Source organism: Vibrio sp. 1CM2L, from assembly GCF_023161695.1.
In the GTDB taxonomy this organism is placed as follows: domain Bacteria; phylum Pseudomonadota; class Gammaproteobacteria; order Enterobacterales; family Vibrionaceae; genus Vibrio; species Vibrio coralliirubri.
On sequence record NZ_JALNTT010000008.1, the window covers coordinates 1 to 16,827 of the forward strand.

The following is a 16,827-nucleotide window of genomic DNA, read 5'->3' on the forward strand; positions in this document are numbered from 1 at the left end:
CGGTGAATAGCGCAGCTTGGTAGCGCATCTGGTTTGGGACCAGAGGGTCGGGGGTTCGAATCCCTCTTCACCGACCACCTTAAGAAGCCCTAGTCGAAAGACTAGGGCTTTTTTACATCTGAAATTTAGATAACTTGAACAGAGTGGGGTTCGCCTGATGTTCAAAGAATGTCTCTTCACCGATCACTTAAGAAGCCTCAGTCGAAAGATTGGGGCTTTTTTACATCTGTCGTTTTAGTTTTTATCGATTTTGAATGCTGAGATCTTACCTGCTTCGGCACCTTGTCTGGTGTCGCCTCTGTATCCCCCTTCTTATATAAGACAGATTCTTATCGATCTGCTTGATTATGGTACTGATACGGAGTTGCTTTCTTTATCAAATGTGTAGATCTATATCTAATTTTATATAAGTGACGCACTCAATAATTAGACATATTAATGGGTTTGGTCTAAAGACTTTTATGAAAAATGAAATCTAACCCTAAATTTGCTCACTAAGGCCTGAATTTGACAGCTTTCTACGCATTTGGTCGTTCAAAAACTCCTCTGATTTATTAGGCCTTTCGTTTATCTGTTTTGTATTTACCAAAATAATACAAATGGTTAAATGTATGGTTAATTAACGTGTATCTGGTTGTTTTATTTGTTCAAATTAACAAAATCAGCGTTTGTTTCTATAGTGTTAATTGTTTTTTAGAATAATTATTTGTTTTTAGTGACTGGTAGTGAGATCTGCTTTGAAGCACGGCTTTAACTCTACAAGTAAGTAGTGGTAAGGAGTTTGTGAGTATTTCTTGCCGATAATATAATGTTGATTTTTCTTACTATATGCTCTTTAGGTGAATAGTTATGTGGTACTTTTGCTTGCTAAGCGTTTAATGTCGACTTTTTATCCTATTTTTGTTGCTTTTCTGTGAATTATTTGCCAAATTGTCAACCGTATAAAATATCAGAACAATATTCTGGTAAGAATGGATTCAATTTTGCAGACAGGGCAGAAAGCTGCCAAAGCAGTAGAGGTCTGGTAATGTCACTTTTAGAAGTAAAAAATCTTCGTATCGAATACCCATCTCGTCATGGAGTTCACGCCGCAGTTAAATCACTTTCGTTCAACATTGAACGTGGTGAGATTGTTGGTGTTGTAGGCGAGTCTGGTGCAGGTAAATCAACAGTAGGTAATGCTGTGATCGATTTGCTGAGCCCTCCAGGCCGCATTGCTAGCGGCGAGGTATTTCTGGACGGCGAAAAAGTCTCTGGTTTATCTCCTGAACAGATGCGTTCTGTTCGCGGCTCAAAGATTGGTTTTATCTTCCAAGATCCAATGACGTCTCTTAACCCTCTATTCACAGTAGAACAGCAGTTAAAAGAGACGATTCATGCCAACATGAAGGTTTCGGATCAAGAAGCCTACCAGCGCTCATTAGACTTGATGAACCAAGTGGGTATCCCACAACCTGAAAACCGTTTAAAGCAGTACCCACACCAGTTCTCTGGCGGTATGCGTCAGCGTGTGGTTATCGCGATCGCATTGGCTGGTGAACCTGACCTTATCATCGCAGATGAACCAACGACGGCACTGGATGTGTCTATTCAAGATCAAATCTTGGGGTTGATTCGCGACCTATGTATCAAGAAGAACGTAGGTTGTATGTTGGTCACGCACGACATGGGCGTGGTATCAAACGTTACCGACCGCGTAGCCGTTATGTATCGTGGTGACTTAGTTGAGTTTGGCCCGACGGCGAAAGTCCTTGGTACTCCTGAACACCCATACACACACAGTCTTATCTCAGCGGTTCCACGTTCAGACCGTAAACTTGATCGTTTCCCTCTTGTGAGCTACATCGAAGAAGCGCACGAGATGGAGCCTCTAGATGTGAAAAACCACTGGTTAGGCCAAAGCCAAGATCACCGTGATTACACTGGCCCATTGTTGAATGTTGAAAACGTGCACTTACGCTTTACCACCAAAGATTCTTTCTTTGAGAGTCGTCGTGAGTACGTTCAAGCATCAAACAACGTGAGCTTTGAAGTGCATGAAGGCGAAACGTTTGGTTTAGTAGGTGAGTCAGGCTCAGGTAAATCAACGATTGCTCGTGTGATTGCTGGCTTGTACGCACCCAACTCAGGCAAGGTAACGTTTGAAGGCGTTGACCTGACTGGGCTTAAATCTGAAAAAGAGCGTCGCCCAATGCGTCGCCAAATGCAGATGGTTTTCCAAAACCCTTACACATCAATGAACCCTCGAATGAAGATATTCGACATCATTGCTGAGCCTATCCGATTCCATAAACTTACGCGTAACGAGAATGAAACTCGTCAGATCGTGAACGATCTACTAGAGCACGTTGGTTTGGGCGTAATGGCCGGGGTTAAGTACCCACACGAATTCTCAGGTGGCCAACGTCAGCGTATTTCTATCGCTCGCGCCTTGGCAACTCGCCCTCGTCTTTTGATTTGTGATGAACCTACGTCGGCACTGGATGTGTCGGTACAGGCTCAGATCCTCAACCTATTAAAAGACTTACAAGACGAGCTAAACCTAACCATGCTGTTCATCAGTCACGATTTACCGGTTATTCGCCAAATGTGTGATCGTGTTGGTGTGATGCAAATGGGAGAGCTATTGGAAGTCGCGCCAACCGAGCAGCTATTCCAATCGCCTCAGCATGAATACAGCAAACACCTAATTTCTTTAATGCCTGAATTTACAGGTTTAAGAGAAGAAAAAGCAGTGGCACAAGCCGCGGTATAAAAATCAGCAGGCTGGAGTTTAGCTTGCTAAAAACAATAAACAGACGCAAATACAACAACTAGGGATCTGGATTCCCGCATGAAGGAGTTATGCAATGAAAACCATGAAAAGCAAATTAGCAGTAGCTTTAATGGCAGCTGGCCTAAGCTTTAGTGCAGCAGCAGCAGATATTACCGTTGGCTACGCAGCTGACCCGGTATCACTTGACCCGCACGAGCAGCTGTCTGGTGGCACACTGCAAATGTCTCACATGGTGTTTGACCCTCTAGTACGCTTCACAAAAGAGATGGATTTTGAAGGCCGCCTAGCATCGAGCTGGGAGCGTGTTGATGAAACGACTTTCCGCTTTAACCTACGTAAAGGTGTGAAATTCCACTCTGGTAACGAACTGACTGCTGATGATGTTGTGTGGACTTTTGAACGTCTACAAGCATCTCCAGACTTTAAGTCTATCTTCACGCCATACGAAAAAATGGTAAAAGTGGATGACTACACAGTTGAGCTTGTTTCTAAAGCGGCTTACCCACTAGTACTACAAACAGCAACGTACATCTTCCCAATGGACAGCAAGTTCTACTCTGGCCAAACAGCAGAAGGTAAAGACAAGTCTGAGCTAGTTAAGCACGGTAACTCGTTCGCTTCGACTAACGTTTCAGGTACTGGTCCATTCATCGTAACGCAGCGTGAGCAAGGCGTTAAAGTAACGTTCGAGCGTTTCAACGATTACTGGGACACAGAAACTGAAGGCAACGTAGACAAGCTAACACTTGTGCCAATCAAAGAAGACGCAACACGTGTTGCAGCACTTCTTTCTGGTGACGTAGATATGATTCACCCAGTAGCACCAAACGATCACAAGCGTGTTAAAAACGCTAAGAATATCGATCTAGTAACGCTACCTGGTACTCGTATTATCACGTTCCAAATGAACCAAAACAGCAACGAAGCTCTTAAAGATGTTCGCGTTCGTCAGGCGATTGTTCACGCAATCAACAACGAAGGTATCGTTAAGAAGATCATGAAAGGCTTCGCAACAGCCGCTGGTCAGCAAAGCCCAACAGGCTACGCGGGTCACAACGAAGACCTAGTTCCTCGTTACGATCTGAAAAAAGCGAAAGAGCTGATGAAAGAAGCGGGCTACGAAGATGGCTTTACGCTAACTATGATGGCACCAAACAACCGTTACGTGAACGATGCGAAAGTAGCGCAAGCGTCTGCGGCAATGCTATCTAAGATTGGTATCAAAGTTGATCTTAAAACTATGCCTAAAGCACAGTACTGGCCTGAATTTGACCTATGTTCAGCAGACATGATGATGATCGGCTGGCACTCAGATACAGAAGATTCAGCTAACTTCAACGAGTTCCTAACTATGACTCGTAACGAAGAAACTGGCCGTGGTCAATACAACTGTTCTGGTTACTCAAACCCAGAAATGGATGCGATTGTAGAAGCTTCTAACACTGAAACTGACCCAGTTAAGCGTGCTGAAATGCTGAAAGGCGTTGAAGCAACACTTTACAACGACGCAGCATTCGTACCGCTACACTGGCAAAGTGAAGCGTGGGGCGCGAAGTCTAACGTAGGTGCAGCAGACGTAGTAAACCCAATGGTTATGCCTTACTTCGGCGACCTAGTTGTAAAATAATCTAGCTTGCTAGAATCGAGAGCCTGAAGCTTTTCAGGCTCTCAAATTATTAAGAAATAGATTTAAGTTTCGGTATTTGGTCTTCCTTCAGTCTGGCTAAATACCTTTTTTAAGACTGAATTTTGTTATCTAGTCGCGGATTTCGATTAGATAGTCATGGATAGATAAGGGGCAAGGAATGGTTACGTTTCTGGTCAAGCGCCTGTTTCAGGCACTGATAGTGATGTTTGTGATCAGTTTGGTGGCGTTTGCCATTCAGGATAACCTGGGCGACCCGTTGCGTGAGTTAGTCGGTCAATCTGTTTCAGAATCGGAGCGTCAAGCGCTGCGTGATGAACTCGGCTTAAATGATCCCTTCATTACAAAATACACTCGCTTTGTGGGCGCAGCTCTACAAGGTGATCTTGGTACTTCATATTTCTTTAAACGCCCTGCTGTGGACGTAATCTTAGATAAATTGGTCGCGACGCTTGAACTTGTGTTTGGCGCTTCTCTGATCATTGTTTGTCTGTCGATTCCACTCGGCGTTTATTCTGCAATACACCCAAAAAGCTTCTTCACTAAGTTGGTGATGGCGGGCAGTAGTATCGGTATCTCGGTACCTGTTTTCTTAACCGCAATCATGCTGATGTATGTGTTCTCTATTGAACTCGGTTGGCTGCCGTCATTCGGACGTGGTGATACCGCAAACTGGTTTGGTTGGGAGTCTGGCTTCTTAACGCTAGATGGCCTTGCTCACTTAGTGCTGCCGAGTATTGCTCTGGCATCTATCATGCTGCCGCTATTCATTCGTCTAGTACGTTCTGAAATGCTCGAGGTTCTTAGCTCTGAATACATTAAGTTTGGTAAAGCAAAAGGCTTAGCGCTGAACAAGATTTACTACCAACACGCTTTGAAGAACACAATGCTACCTGTACTAACGGTAGGTGGTGTTCAAATCGGTACGATGGTGGCATACACCATTCTGACTGAAACTGTATTCCAGTGGCCGGGTACCGGCTTCCTATTCCTTGAAGCGATTAACCGAGTGGATACTCCACTGATTACCGCATACGTTATCTTCGTTGGCCTGATCTTCGTAGTAACGAACACCATTGTTGACCTGCTTTACGGCATCATTAACCCAACAGTGAACATTACAGGGAAAGGAGCATAATCATGGAACACACAACAACAGCTCCATCTCGTTGGGAGCGATTCAAGCAGTCAGACATTCTGTACTACTTCTTACGCGATAAAGTGGCAATGGTGAGCTTCGCTATCTTTGCAGCTTTCCTTGTGATGGCATTAGCGGCACCGATTCTAGCGCCAACAGACCCATATGACGTGACGTCTATCGACATCATGGATTCTGAGTTGCCACCATCTTGGATGGAAGACGGCGAAGAACGCTTCCTACTGGGTACTGATGAGCAAGGCCGTGACATCTTATCTACGATGCTTTACGGCTCGCGTCTGTCACTGACGATCGGTTTCCTAGCGGTAGGTCTTCAGCTGACACTCGGTATCATCATTGGTCTGTCTGCGGGTTACTTTGGTGGTCGTATTGATAGCTTCCTGATGCGTTTTGCCGATGTTCAGCTTTCATTCTCAACCATGATGGTTGCGATCATTGTCTCGGCCATCTTTAAGGCGAGTTTCGGTAGTGACTTCTATGCGCAATATGCCGTTGTCATGCTGGTGGTGATCATCGGTATTGCTGAATGGCCGCAGTATGCTCGTACGATTCGTGCATCGGTATTGGCAGAGAAGAAGAAAGAGTACGTAGAAGCGGCACGTGTGATGGGCTTTAGAGCGCCTCGCATCATGTTCCGTCATATTCTGCCTAACTGTTTATCACCGATTCTGGTTATCTCTACGGTACAGGTGGCAAATGCCATCATGTCAGAAGCGGCACTTTCTTTCCTAGGTTTAGGCCTTCCGGTAGACCAACCGTCACTCGGTGCCCTGATCAGTACTGGTTTTAACTACATTTTCTCAGGAGCATGGTGGATCACAGCATTCCCAGGTGTGCTTTTGGTAACATTGGTTCTAGTTATTAACCTATTAGGCGACTGGTTACGTGACGTGTTTAACCCGAAAATTTATAAAGGGTGATAGCCCGGTTTGATTTTTAGTAAAAAAAGTCACTAAATTAAGAGCCGTAAGCAATTACGGCTCTTTTTTTGCTTAATGGATCTGGAACTTAGTATTATTGACAGTGTCAATAATACTTAAAATGGAATTCATGTTTTATCGACATAGATTCGGTAATAATTAGCCCGCAAGGGTTTAAGTGGTGGTTATGAAATTGACAATGAATGCTGTATGTCGTGCTGTGACGAGAAATTATCGTATGGGGCTTATAGCTGCATCTCTTTTGGTATCGAGCCAAGTGAATGCAGAGTCGGTTCTATGTGATGCAACTCAGGCAAGCACCAATCAATTACCACAGCTAGAGCAATCATGTCCGATCGGTAAGGGCGTGTGGGGCAGTAAAGCACCTAAACGTCATTCAGATAACGAGCTGTTTTGGGTTCAATGTGGCTTGTTGAATAAGCCTTTGTCACTGAACCGAGCAAAACCTCTGTATGAGAAGATCTCGACCAACGTTTGGATGAAGCCGGAAGGCGGAGACTACCGTTGCTTAATCGGACCTTATTCTACCTTCTCTGATGCGAGAAAAGACCTAACTCAGGTACGTAAGGTTGCTGGCTACGGTGAGGCCTTTATTCGCATGGTCGATAAGTCGAAAACCTCATCACAGCCTATCGTTGCAAAAGCGGCAGAACCAAAAGTGATGACGCCCAAGGCTCCTGCAAAAGTAGAAGCTAAGCCTGCACCGAAACCTGTGGCTGCTAAGCAAGCGGCGGCGGTAACGAGTGCTGCTGCTATTCAGGCGCTACCAAGCGGTAATTCGAGCTCAGACAATGATCTAGAGATCGAGATTCGCGTGAAAGCAGACGTTGCGGGTAGCCAATATGCGATTCCTTACCTTCTAGACCATCAACAACAGTTCTACATGGAGCAAGGTAAGCCTTGGAGCCGCCTAGATTACGATAGCGCTGAATTGGTATGTAATCAGGTCAACATGAAGCTGATGAGTGAAAAGCAATGGCAGAGCATCTTGAACTCAAAGGTTATGGAAAAACAGAACTGGCCAATGCATCTCCCTTATTGGGGCGCAGATAAGAAAGGTCTGTTTACCAACGGGAACGTAAACCAATTGAAAGGTTCTTCATTGCTCAACGTGATGTGCGTTAAGTAGCGACGACCGTTGTTATACCAAATAAGCCTCAGCCATTGCTGGGGCTTTGTTGTTTATACACCCTTCTTTTTCAACATCGGTTCGACTTTTAGACACTCGTTCTTCAAGACGAATTTTATTAAAAATCGCTAAAAATTGTTCAAATAGCACGGTTGATGCGTAGAAAACCATAACTCAAGCAATAAGGTGATTGAGATTATGAGTTTAAAAAAACGATTAGAAGACGTGGCTCCACGCTTTGAAGCCGGAGGGAAGTACGAAAAGCTCTACCCAGTGTATGAAGCTTTCGCGACAATATTCTATACACCCGGAAACGTAAATCGCGGCATAACCCATGTCCGTGACAGCATTGATCTAAAGCGCATCATGATTCTGGTGTGGTTAGCGACCTTCCCGGCAATGTTCTGGGGGATGTATAACGTCGGACATCAAAGCGTCCTCGCATTAACCTCCAGCTATCAACTTAACGAACTTGCCTCTGTTATTGAAAGCAGCTGGCGTCTGTCGTGGGCATTTGGTGATGTGCAGTCATTGATGGCAAGTGGCTGGGCAAGTCAGATGTTGCTTGGTGCACTCTATTTTCTACCCGTTTATGCCACGGTGTTTGTGGTAGGTGGCTTCTGGGAGGTACTGTTTGCTGTCGTGCGTAAGCACGAAGTTAATGAAGGCTTCTTTGTTAGCTCGGTGCTGTTTGCACTCATCCTCCCGCCAACCATCCCGCTTTGGCAAGCCGCATTAGGTATCACCTTTGGTATCGTTGTCGCCAAAGAGCTGTTCGGTGGTACAGGGCGAAACTTCTTGAACCCAGCCCTTGCAGGCCGCGCGTTTCTTTATTTCGCGTATCCAGCCAACATGTCGGGTGGGCTTGTGTGGGTTGCCGCTGATGGCTATTCAGGCGCGACACCACTGAGTCAATGGTATGAAGGTGGCAGCACGTCACTCATCAATAACATGACTGGCGAAGCGATCACTTGGATGGATGCTTTTGTCGGTAACATACCGGGCTCGATGGGCGAAGTGTCGTCACTGCTTATCATGTTGACGGGGTTGATTCTGATAGCGATGAAGATAGCTTCTTGGCGCATTGTCGCCGGTGTGATTATTGGTCTCGTTGTGACATCTAGCTTGATGAATTGGATAGGGTCAGAAACCAACTCGATGTTTTCGATGCCGTTCTACTGGCACTTTGTGTTGGGTGGTGTAGCGTTTGGTACCTTCTTCATGGCAACAGACCCGGTATCTGCCGCGTTTACCAATCAGAGTAAATGGGCCTATGGGATTTTGATCGGAGTGATGACGGTCGGTATTCGAGTGCTTAATCCCGCCTACCCAGAGGGCATTATGCTGGCTATCTTGTTCGCCAACCTGTTCGCTCCGCTATTCGACTTTGTAGTGAAAGAGCAGAACATTAAACGAAGACTGAAACGGACATCGCGCTGATCTAAGTGATTAAAAGGGAAAGTGAATGCCATAAGAAAGGCTTGCATTGATGCAAGCCTTTCAATTTTTATCGCGATTGATTTGAGGTTGATTTAACTCCACTTCAAATCAATCTCGAAAGGTTGTGTGCTACCACAGTGTTCACCGCACATCTCGTCGTAAGCACTGTTATGAACCAGCATAGCTGATGCTACACCTTGGTCGCTAAAGTGATCGCGTGCTTGGTTAACACTCAAAAACTTCATAGGATGCTGGTGGTTGTCTTTAATTAACCGCTTTTGCTCTCCAACGACTTGGTAAGCTAAGTAAATCCCGCCTTCAAATGATTCAATTAGTAGATTCATAACAAACTCCATTGCTGTTCTAGATAAGTCTTTGTTTTGGTATCTACGTAAATAGTTGTTTGAAGGTTCATGTAGCTTAGAAATGAAAAAAACCAGGAGCACGGCTTCTGGTTTTTGATTAAGTCATCAAACTAACTCAGTGATTAGTTGATTTTCTGCATGATGCTAACACGACCATCGGTGTTACCTGTGTTATCCATCTTACGACGGATAAGTAGGCCTTCATCCCAGTTGGTGCCCGCAGGTTGGTATTCCCACTTAACGAAATATTCATCGTTTGAGTCACAAGGCGAGCCGGCAACGTAATTGTCGCCCTCTGGGTCACAGAAGCGAACTACAGTGTTCAGTTCTGTTAGTGTCGCTTTAGAAGCTCGGTCTGTTTGACCAAACCACCAGTAATCGATAGCGCCCAACTCTGCGTAGGTCGCATCAAACTGGCCCATATCTTCAGGCGAAGATTGGCCGCCGTTTTCGCTGCCACACTCAGAACCTGATGTCGTTACTTTTGTTGCGCCGAACACCATAGTACTCACTGCAACTTCGCCATTGTCACAGTACTCTTTCGTTTCCCATGTACCAGTGAAATCTACGTAACGTTCAGAATCTTTGGTTGGGATCTCGTAGTAGTAAGCAACACGCTTTGTTTTTCTGTCGACTGAACAGTTTGTAGAACTGCAATCAGTGTTATCTTCTAACTCTTCTTTTTCAGTGATTTCAGTATAAATCTTAGTGACAGGATCGTAGGAGCCAGAAATATTTTGGTTGACCCATGAATGACCACCATCGTCGTTATCGTTGAACTTTTCATCTGCGGTAAAGTGATTGAGTTCGTTAACAGTGGCTACTGAGAATGGACGGAAGTTGCCTACAGTTTCCCAGTCCATTGATTCATCAGCATCTTCTTCACCATCAGGATCAACGAGCAAGTATTTAAAGTTGCCTCCCAAAGCGTAATGAGAAGCAGGGACACCACTACATGTGTTTGGAGCTGTGAAAGTATTACTAGGGTCGCCAGCCAAGCAGTTCAGGTAATCCTGGGCAAAGCCTTCCGTTAACTGAGCGTCATTAGACCCTTTTAAATAAGCTAAACTCGCGGTGTTTACTTGATAGTCCATTTGAACCATGCCACGTGTCGCTTCAAACAAGTCATTTGGTAGAGTTTTATCAGCATGAACAAAAGTGAAATTGCCATCTAAACGCTCTTGGGTTACGTCAATGTAACGAACAAATTGGCCGTTTTTCTCTGCAAATGGGTTTACTGAACCATCACCACGCTTCATTGAGCCAAACGCAGACTGCATATGCGTTAGAGCGTCGCTTTCTGAAGTGATATTTGCAGCTTCTACACCAACCGCTTTTAGGAAATCCGTTACGCTTGTACTATCGTCTAGGCTTAGATCTTTCATCTTCGCTAACGTAGCAGCATCAGGTTCGCGCAGCGCATCTGGAATTGTCAGTACTTCATCAGAAGTGCTACCAAATTGGTTATCCAGAGACTGAAGTAAAATTGCTAGGTTCAGAGAGCGGTCGTATTTACCTGCCGCTTCGAATGGAGTCAGTACATCACGGTTTGATGCTGCACCTACTTTTAAGCCGTTTTCACCACCAATGAAGAAGGTCACTGTGTCGTTAGTTTTAGCGGTAAATTCGCCTTCGCTATTTGTAACACCGCTTAAGCCAGAACTGGTGTTGTAGTAGATACCTTCAACAGCGGCATCGATAAATTTGTTGGTTGTTGTTGATGGTTCTGTCGGTGTAGTGACACCTGAATTAGAACTGTCGCTACCACAACCTGTTAAAGCCACTGCAATCGCCGCTGCGAGAATACTCACTTTTTTCATTACTCGTACATCCTTTATGTAATAGAGCTATTTGTTATTTTTATGCGTGTAATTTTATAGCGCGCGATTGTAGTGTGATCTTTCTTCCAAGTTAAGTGTGTAAAATGCTGTTCGGTTAATAAATATTCAAACCATACGGTAAAAAACACAAAAAGCCGACAGATGTCGGCTTTTTCATAATATTTCTTTGACTTACAAAGGTTTAACGCATGGTTACAAACTCTTCGCTGCCCGTTGGGTGAATCGCCACAACAGAGTCGAAGTCTGCTTTGGTTGCGCCCATCTTCATTGCAACGCCGAAGCCTTGAATCATTTCATCAACAGTGAAACCGATGCCGTGTAGGCCAACTACAGTCTCTTCTTCGCCAGCACATACTAGCTTCATCTTACAAGGTTGACGGTGCTTGGTTACTGCTGTGTACATAGCAGTGAAGCCAGACGTGTATACCTTGATGTTGTCTTTGCCGTATTGCTCTTCAGCTTCTTGAGTCGTTAGACCAATTGTGCCGATAGGTGGGTGGCTGAATACAACAGTAGGCACTAGCTTGTAGTCCATTTTCGCGTTGGTTTGACCGTTGAATAGACGCTCAGAAAGCTGGCGACCTGCTTTAACAGCAACAGGAGTTAGCTCGATACCGCCTTCCATAATGTCGCCAACACAGTAGATGCCAGGCACGTTGGTTGCTTGGAACTCGTCTACTTTGATGTAGCCACGGTCGTTAGTTGCAACGCCAGTTGATGCTAGGTTAATAGCGTCAGTTGCTGGGTGACGACCGATAGCCCAGATTAGGTGGTCAACGTTTTGAGTGTTGCCGTTCTCTAGGTGTAGAGTTAATGTGCCGTCTGCTTCTTTCACTACTTCTTTTGGAACAGAGTGCGTATGCAGTGTTGGGCCTTCCGCTTCCATTACTTCAACCAGTGTCTCGATGATCATTGGGTCGAAGCTGCGAAGTGGTGACTCTTTACGGCAGAATAGATGTGTTTCTGTGCCAAGTGCACTTAGTACGCCTGCGATTTCTACTGCGATGTAGCCTGCGCCGATAACAGCAACACGTTTAGGTTGCTCCATTAGGTCGAAGAAACCGTTTGAATCGATGCCGTATTCAGCGCCTGGGATGTTTGGAATGGTTGGACGACCACCTACTGCGATCAGGATGTGATCTGCGGTGTAGTGTTCACCGTTAACTTCAACAGTTTTCTCGTCAACGAACTTAGCAAAGCCTTTGATTACGTTTACTTTGTTGTTACCAAGAACGCGATCGTAAGATTGGTGGATACGGCCAATGTACGCTTGGCGGTTCTCCACTAATTTGCTCCAGTTGAAGCCTTTTACGTCAACGTCGAAGCCGTAATCTTCAGAGTATAGGTTGATAGCTTCAGCAACTTGAGCGCCGTGCCACATTACCTTTTTAGGAACACAACCAACGTTTACACAAGTACCACCAAGGTCTTGAGCTTCGATAAGTGCAACCTTTGCACCGTGCATTGCTGCGCGGTTTGCTGATGCGATGCCGCCTGAACCGCCGCCGATACAGATGTAATCAAAATGAGTCGCCATTACTTTCTCCATTTATTGAAGGCTGTGGGTACAGTGAGCGCACTGAACACCTACGTCCTATAGATTCTTAAATTGTCTAATTATTATATTGAGGGCAGATCGGTTGAACTCAATCTCCCTGTTTAAAATTTATTCGTGTACGTCACAATCTGCTGAATATTCGTCAGAGCATGACGTTAAGTTCGAGATTACTCGGGTACGATCCACTCTACTTTGAAGTGACCGGTCGCCGGAGCAATTGCTTCCTTCAAGAATGGAAGAATCTCTTTCATTTGGCTTTCTAACTTCCAAGGCGGGTTAATCACGATCATGCCTGATGCTGTCATGCCACGCTCATTGGTGTCTGGTGATACGCCAAGTTCGATTTGTAGAATCTTGTTGATGCCTAAGCCTTCGAGACCTTCGATCATATCTTCGATATCACAGCGGTTTACTACCGGGTACCAAATTGCGTAGATACCAGTTGCCCAGCGCTTGTGGCTTTGAGCGATTGCTGTCACGACATCACGATACTCTTTTGCTAGCTCGTAAGGTGGATCGATCAGTACTAAACCACGACGTTCTTTTGGTGGCAAGCTGCCCTTTAAGCGCTTAAACCCATCTTCTTTGTAGATAGATACCTGACGATCGCGGTGGAACTCTTGCTCAAGCAGAGGGTGATCGGCTGGGTGAAGCTCAGTCAGAACCATGCGGTCTTGGTCACGCAGGTGTGCACGTGCAACACGTGGAGAGCCTGGGTAGTAACGCAGTTTCTCGCCATTATTGAGAATGGAAATAGACTCAAGGTAGCTTTGAATGTCTTCAGGAAGATTTTGCTGTTCCCAAACGCGCGCAATACCTTGTTTGTATTCACCGGTTTTTTCAGACCATTCATGCGTTAAGTCGTAACGACCTACACCAGAGTGAGTGTCATGATAAACAAAAGGCTTATCCTTCTGTTTCAAAGAATTAAGAATAAGGCTCTGTACGATATGCTTTACTACGTCGGCATGGTTACCTGCGTGGAAGCTGTGGCGATAACTTAACAAATTAAACTCTCGTAACACTCTCGAATTAGAGTGTGGTTAGTGTAGGTGGGGTTAATCAGACTATTATAACCCTCAATGGACCATAAATTCTCGAACAATTCAGGAACAGTCGCTAGCAATATGCAGTTAGTTATTGGTTCTACTATTGAAATTTGCCTTGTTGGGCACTATTTAATAACTATTCGCAGGTGATTTTTTAGGGCGAACTTTAGCCTGATGACTGTAAGACGACCTCATTACAAAAAAGACGAAAGTCTCTAAAGCCAAAGGAATGTTTATATGTCTAATCCGCTATTAACCTTCACGGACTTACCTCCGTTTTCACAGATCAAGCCAGAGCACGTAAAGCCTGCAGTTGAGCAAGTGATTGAAGCGTGTCGCAACAAGATAGAACAAGTACTTGAAGGTAATACTTCACCAAGCTGGGACAACCTGGTTGCTCCAATTGAAGAAGTGGATGATCGTTTAGGTCGTATTTGGTCACCTGTAAGCCATATGAACTCTGTCGTGAACAGTGACGAACTGCGTGAAGCGTATGAGAGCTGCTTACCAGTGCTATCTGAATACGGCACTTGGGTTGGCCAACACAAAGGCTTGTTCGAAGCGTATAAAGCGATCAAGGCGAGCGAAGCATTCTCTGCACTGAACCAAGCTCAACAAAAAACCATTACCGACGCACTGCGTGATTTCGAATTGTCAGGCATAGGCTTACCTGCAGATGAACAGCATCGTTACGGCGAGATCAGCAAGCGTCAGTCGGAGCTAGGCTCTCAATTCTCAAATAACGTGCTTGATGCAACCATGGGTTGGAGCAAGCAGATCACAGACGTAGCTGAACTGGCAGGTATGCCTGAATCAGCACTGGCGGCAGCACAAGCGGCGGCTGAGTCTAAAGAGCAACAAGGTTACTTACTGACTTTAGATATCCCATCATACCTACCTGTGATGACGTACTGTGATAACCAAGAACTGCGTAAAGAGCTTTATGAAGCATACGTAACGCGCGCTTCAGATCGAGGTCCAAATGCAGGTAAGTGGGACAACACTGAGATCATCACTGAGCAACTTAAACTGCGCCACGAGATCGCGCGCATGCTTGGTTTCAGTACTTACAGCGAAAAATCACTGTCGACCAAAATGGCAGAAACGCCAGATCAAGTACTTGGCTTCCTAAACGACTTAGCAGTAAAAGCCAAACCACAAGGTGAACGCGAAGTTGAAGAGCTACGCCAGTTTGCAGAGAAAGAGTTTGGTGTTTCTGAACTGAATCTTTGGGACATCGCTTACTACAGCGAGAAACAAAAACAGAAGCTGTTCGAGATCTCTGATGAAGAGCTTCGCCCTTACTTCCCAGAATCTAATGTGGTTTCAGGCCTGTTTGAGGTACTAAAACGTGTGTTTGGTATGTCGGTAACAGAGCGTGAAGGCGTAGACACTTGGCATGAGTCAGTTCGCTTCTTTGATATCTTTGATGCGACTGGAACATTGCGTGGTAGCTTCTACCTAGATCTATACGCACGTGAACACAAACGTGGTGGTGCTTGGATGGATGACTGTCGTGGTCGTCGTATTACTGAATCTGGCGAGCTGCAAACCCCGGTTGCTTACCTAACGTGTAACTTCAACAAACCTGTTGGTGACAAGCCAGCACTGTTTACTCACGATGAAGTAGTGACCTTATTCCACGAATTCGGTCACGGTATCCACCACATGCTGACGCAAGTAGAAGCGGGCGCAGTTGCGGGTATCAACGGTGTGCCTTGGGATGCGGTTGAATTGCCAAGTCAGTTCCTAGAAAACTGGTGTTGGGAAGAAGAAGCGCTGTCGTTCATCTCTGGTCACTTCGAAACGGGTGAAGCGCTACCAAAAGAGATGCTAGAGAAGATGCTAGCGGCGAAGAACTTCCAATCTGCGATGTTTATCCTGCGTCAGCTAGAGCTTGGCTTGTTCGATTTCACGTTACACACAGAGTACGACCCTGAAGTGGGTGCTCGCGTACTAGAAACGCTAGCGGATGTTAAGTCTAAGGTATCGGTACTGCCAAGCCTAGATTGGAACCGTTTCTCACACAGCTTTGGTCACATCTTTGCTGGTGGTTACAGTGCTGGTTACTACAGCTACCTGTGGGCAGAAGTGCTATCGGCAGATGCGTTCTCAGCATTTGAAGAAGAGGGTATATTCAACACTGAAACGGGTAATCGCTTCCTGAACAACATCCTTGAAATGGGTGGCAGTGAAGAGCCAATGGAGCTGTTCAAACGCTTCCGTGGTCGTGAGCCACAAATCGACGCAATGCTGCGCCACGCGGGAATCAACGCATAATCACGGTAACTATCTAGTTTATTGCGAGATAATTGCAAAAAGAGCCTCTAGTTAGAGGCTCTTTTTTTGTCTGTGCGTTATGCCAAGCAAGGCGAATCAATGTTATGGATTCACATTGCGGTTGATAGGGTTCTGCAATGAAATCAGTGTTTCTGTCGACTGAACTTCATCGATCGCTTGCAGCTTATCGATCAATACAAACTGCAGCTCTTCTATCGACTTACACATCAGCTTTACAAAGATATTGTAAGCACCAGTGGTGTAGTACGCCTCAACCACTTCGTCTAAGGCATTCAGCTTAGCTATCGCCGAGTGGTAATCTTTGGCAGCATTAAGATTGATGCCAATAAAACAACACACGTCGTAACCTAGCTTTTTGGTGTTTACCACAACTTCCGTTCGCTCAATAATGTCTGCCGATCTCATCTTTTCGATGCGAACGTGAATCGTTGCAGGGCTGACATCGAACTGCTTTGCCATTTCAGCATAAGGAGTACGTGCATCTTCCATCAAGGTTTTGAGAATGGCACGGTCTAGATCATCTAGACGAGCTGTGGTTGTGGACATGCATAATCCTTAGGTTGAATGAAAAACATACCGGCTTGAGTACACATCATAGCCAAGGGTGATAATATTAGCAGCAA

Annotated in this window: 12 protein-coding genes and 1 tRNA gene; 8 read left to right on the forward strand and 5 right to left on the reverse strand. The window is 45.3% G+C overall.

What is annotated here, in order from left to right:
- From MSG34_RS20575 to MSG34_RS20605, 7 genes are all read left to right on the forward strand, one after another.
- Nucleotides 1-77: transfer RNA gene (locus tag MSG34_RS20575), tRNA-Pro, on the forward strand.
- 950 nt (nucleotides 78-1,027) lie between these two features.
- Entirely contained in the window at nucleotides 1,028-2,755 is a 1,728-nt protein-coding gene (locus MSG34_RS20580; RefSeq protein WP_019826573.1) for an ABC transporter ATP-binding protein, read from the forward strand.
- Nucleotides 2,756-2,849: 94 nt separating this feature from the next.
- Nucleotides 2,850-4,403 (forward strand): ABC transporter substrate-binding protein, encoded by a 1,554-nt coding sequence (locus MSG34_RS20585; RefSeq protein ID WP_050633914.1) that lies wholly within the window; start codon nucleotides 2,850-2,852, stop codon nucleotides 4,401-4,403.
- Nucleotides 4,404-4,581: 178 nt separating this feature from the next.
- On the forward strand, nucleotides 4,582-5,559 hold the full coding sequence (locus MSG34_RS20590; protein ID WP_048612413.1) for an ABC transporter permease: 978 nt from the start codon (nucleotides 4,582-4,584) through the stop codon (nucleotides 5,557-5,559).
- Between the two features lie 2 nt (nucleotides 5,560-5,561).
- Complete coding sequence (locus MSG34_RS20595; protein WP_048607511.1) at nucleotides 5,562-6,500, forward strand: ABC transporter permease; 939 nt, start codon at nucleotides 5,562-5,564, stop codon at nucleotides 6,498-6,500.
- 187 nt (nucleotides 6,501-6,687) lie between these two features.
- Nucleotides 6,688-7,650, forward strand: coding sequence for an SPOR domain-containing protein (locus MSG34_RS20600; protein ID WP_248339214.1), 963 nt, complete (start codon nucleotides 6,688-6,690; stop codon nucleotides 7,648-7,650).
- A 198-nt stretch (nucleotides 7,651-7,848) separates the two neighbouring features.
- A complete protein-coding gene (locus tag MSG34_RS20605; RefSeq protein WP_248339217.1) occupies nucleotides 7,849-9,090 on the forward strand; it encodes an NADH:ubiquinone reductase (Na(+)-transporting) subunit B in 1,242 nt (413 codons plus the stop codon).
- A 92-nt stretch (nucleotides 9,091-9,182) separates the two neighbouring features.
- Here MSG34_RS20605 and MSG34_RS20610 read toward each other — a convergent pair whose 3' ends face one another.
- The 4 genes from MSG34_RS20610 to MSG34_RS20625 form a co-directional block, all read right to left on the reverse strand.
- Nucleotides 9,183-9,536 (reverse strand): DUF6482 family protein, encoded by a 354-nt coding sequence (locus MSG34_RS20610; protein ID WP_348983371.1) that lies wholly within the window; start codon nucleotides 9,534-9,536, stop codon nucleotides 9,183-9,185.
- Nucleotides 9,537-9,577: 41 nt separating this feature from the next.
- Nucleotides 9,578-11,275: a hypothetical protein gene (locus tag MSG34_RS20615; protein WP_248339221.1), complete on the reverse strand. Its 1,698-nt coding sequence runs from the start codon at nucleotides 11,273-11,275 to the stop codon at nucleotides 9,578-9,580.
- A 202-nt stretch (nucleotides 11,276-11,477) separates the two neighbouring features.
- The gene (gorA, locus tag MSG34_RS20620) at nucleotides 11,478-12,833 is read right to left on the reverse strand and encodes a glutathione-disulfide reductase (RefSeq protein WP_048612423.1); all 1,356 of its coding nucleotides are present in this window, start codon (nucleotides 12,831-12,833) and stop codon (nucleotides 11,478-11,480) included.
- A 188-nt stretch (nucleotides 12,834-13,021) separates the two neighbouring features.
- Nucleotides 13,022-13,861, reverse strand: a complete 840-nt coding sequence (locus MSG34_RS20625) for a 23S rRNA (adenine(2030)-N(6))-methyltransferase RlmJ (RefSeq protein ID WP_017065664.1) — start codon at nucleotides 13,859-13,861, stop codon at nucleotides 13,022-13,024.
- A gap of 279 nt (nucleotides 13,862-14,140) precedes the next feature.
- On the opposite strand from MSG34_RS20625, the gene prlC reads away from it, so the two are divergent.
- Nucleotides 14,141-16,183 carry an oligopeptidase A gene (gene prlC, locus MSG34_RS20630; RefSeq protein WP_248339223.1) on the forward strand — a complete coding sequence of 681 codons (2,043 nt, stop codon included), beginning with the start codon at nucleotides 14,141-14,143 and terminating at the stop codon, nucleotides 16,181-16,183.
- A gap of 102 nt (nucleotides 16,184-16,285) precedes the next feature.
- Here prlC and asnC read toward each other — a convergent pair whose 3' ends face one another.
- Nucleotides 16,286-16,750 carry a transcriptional regulator AsnC gene (gene asnC, locus MSG34_RS20635; RefSeq protein ID WP_008218581.1) on the reverse strand — a complete coding sequence of 155 codons (465 nt, stop codon included), beginning with the start codon at nucleotides 16,748-16,750 and terminating at the stop codon, nucleotides 16,286-16,288.
- Nucleotides 16,751-16,827: the final 77 nt, after the last annotated feature.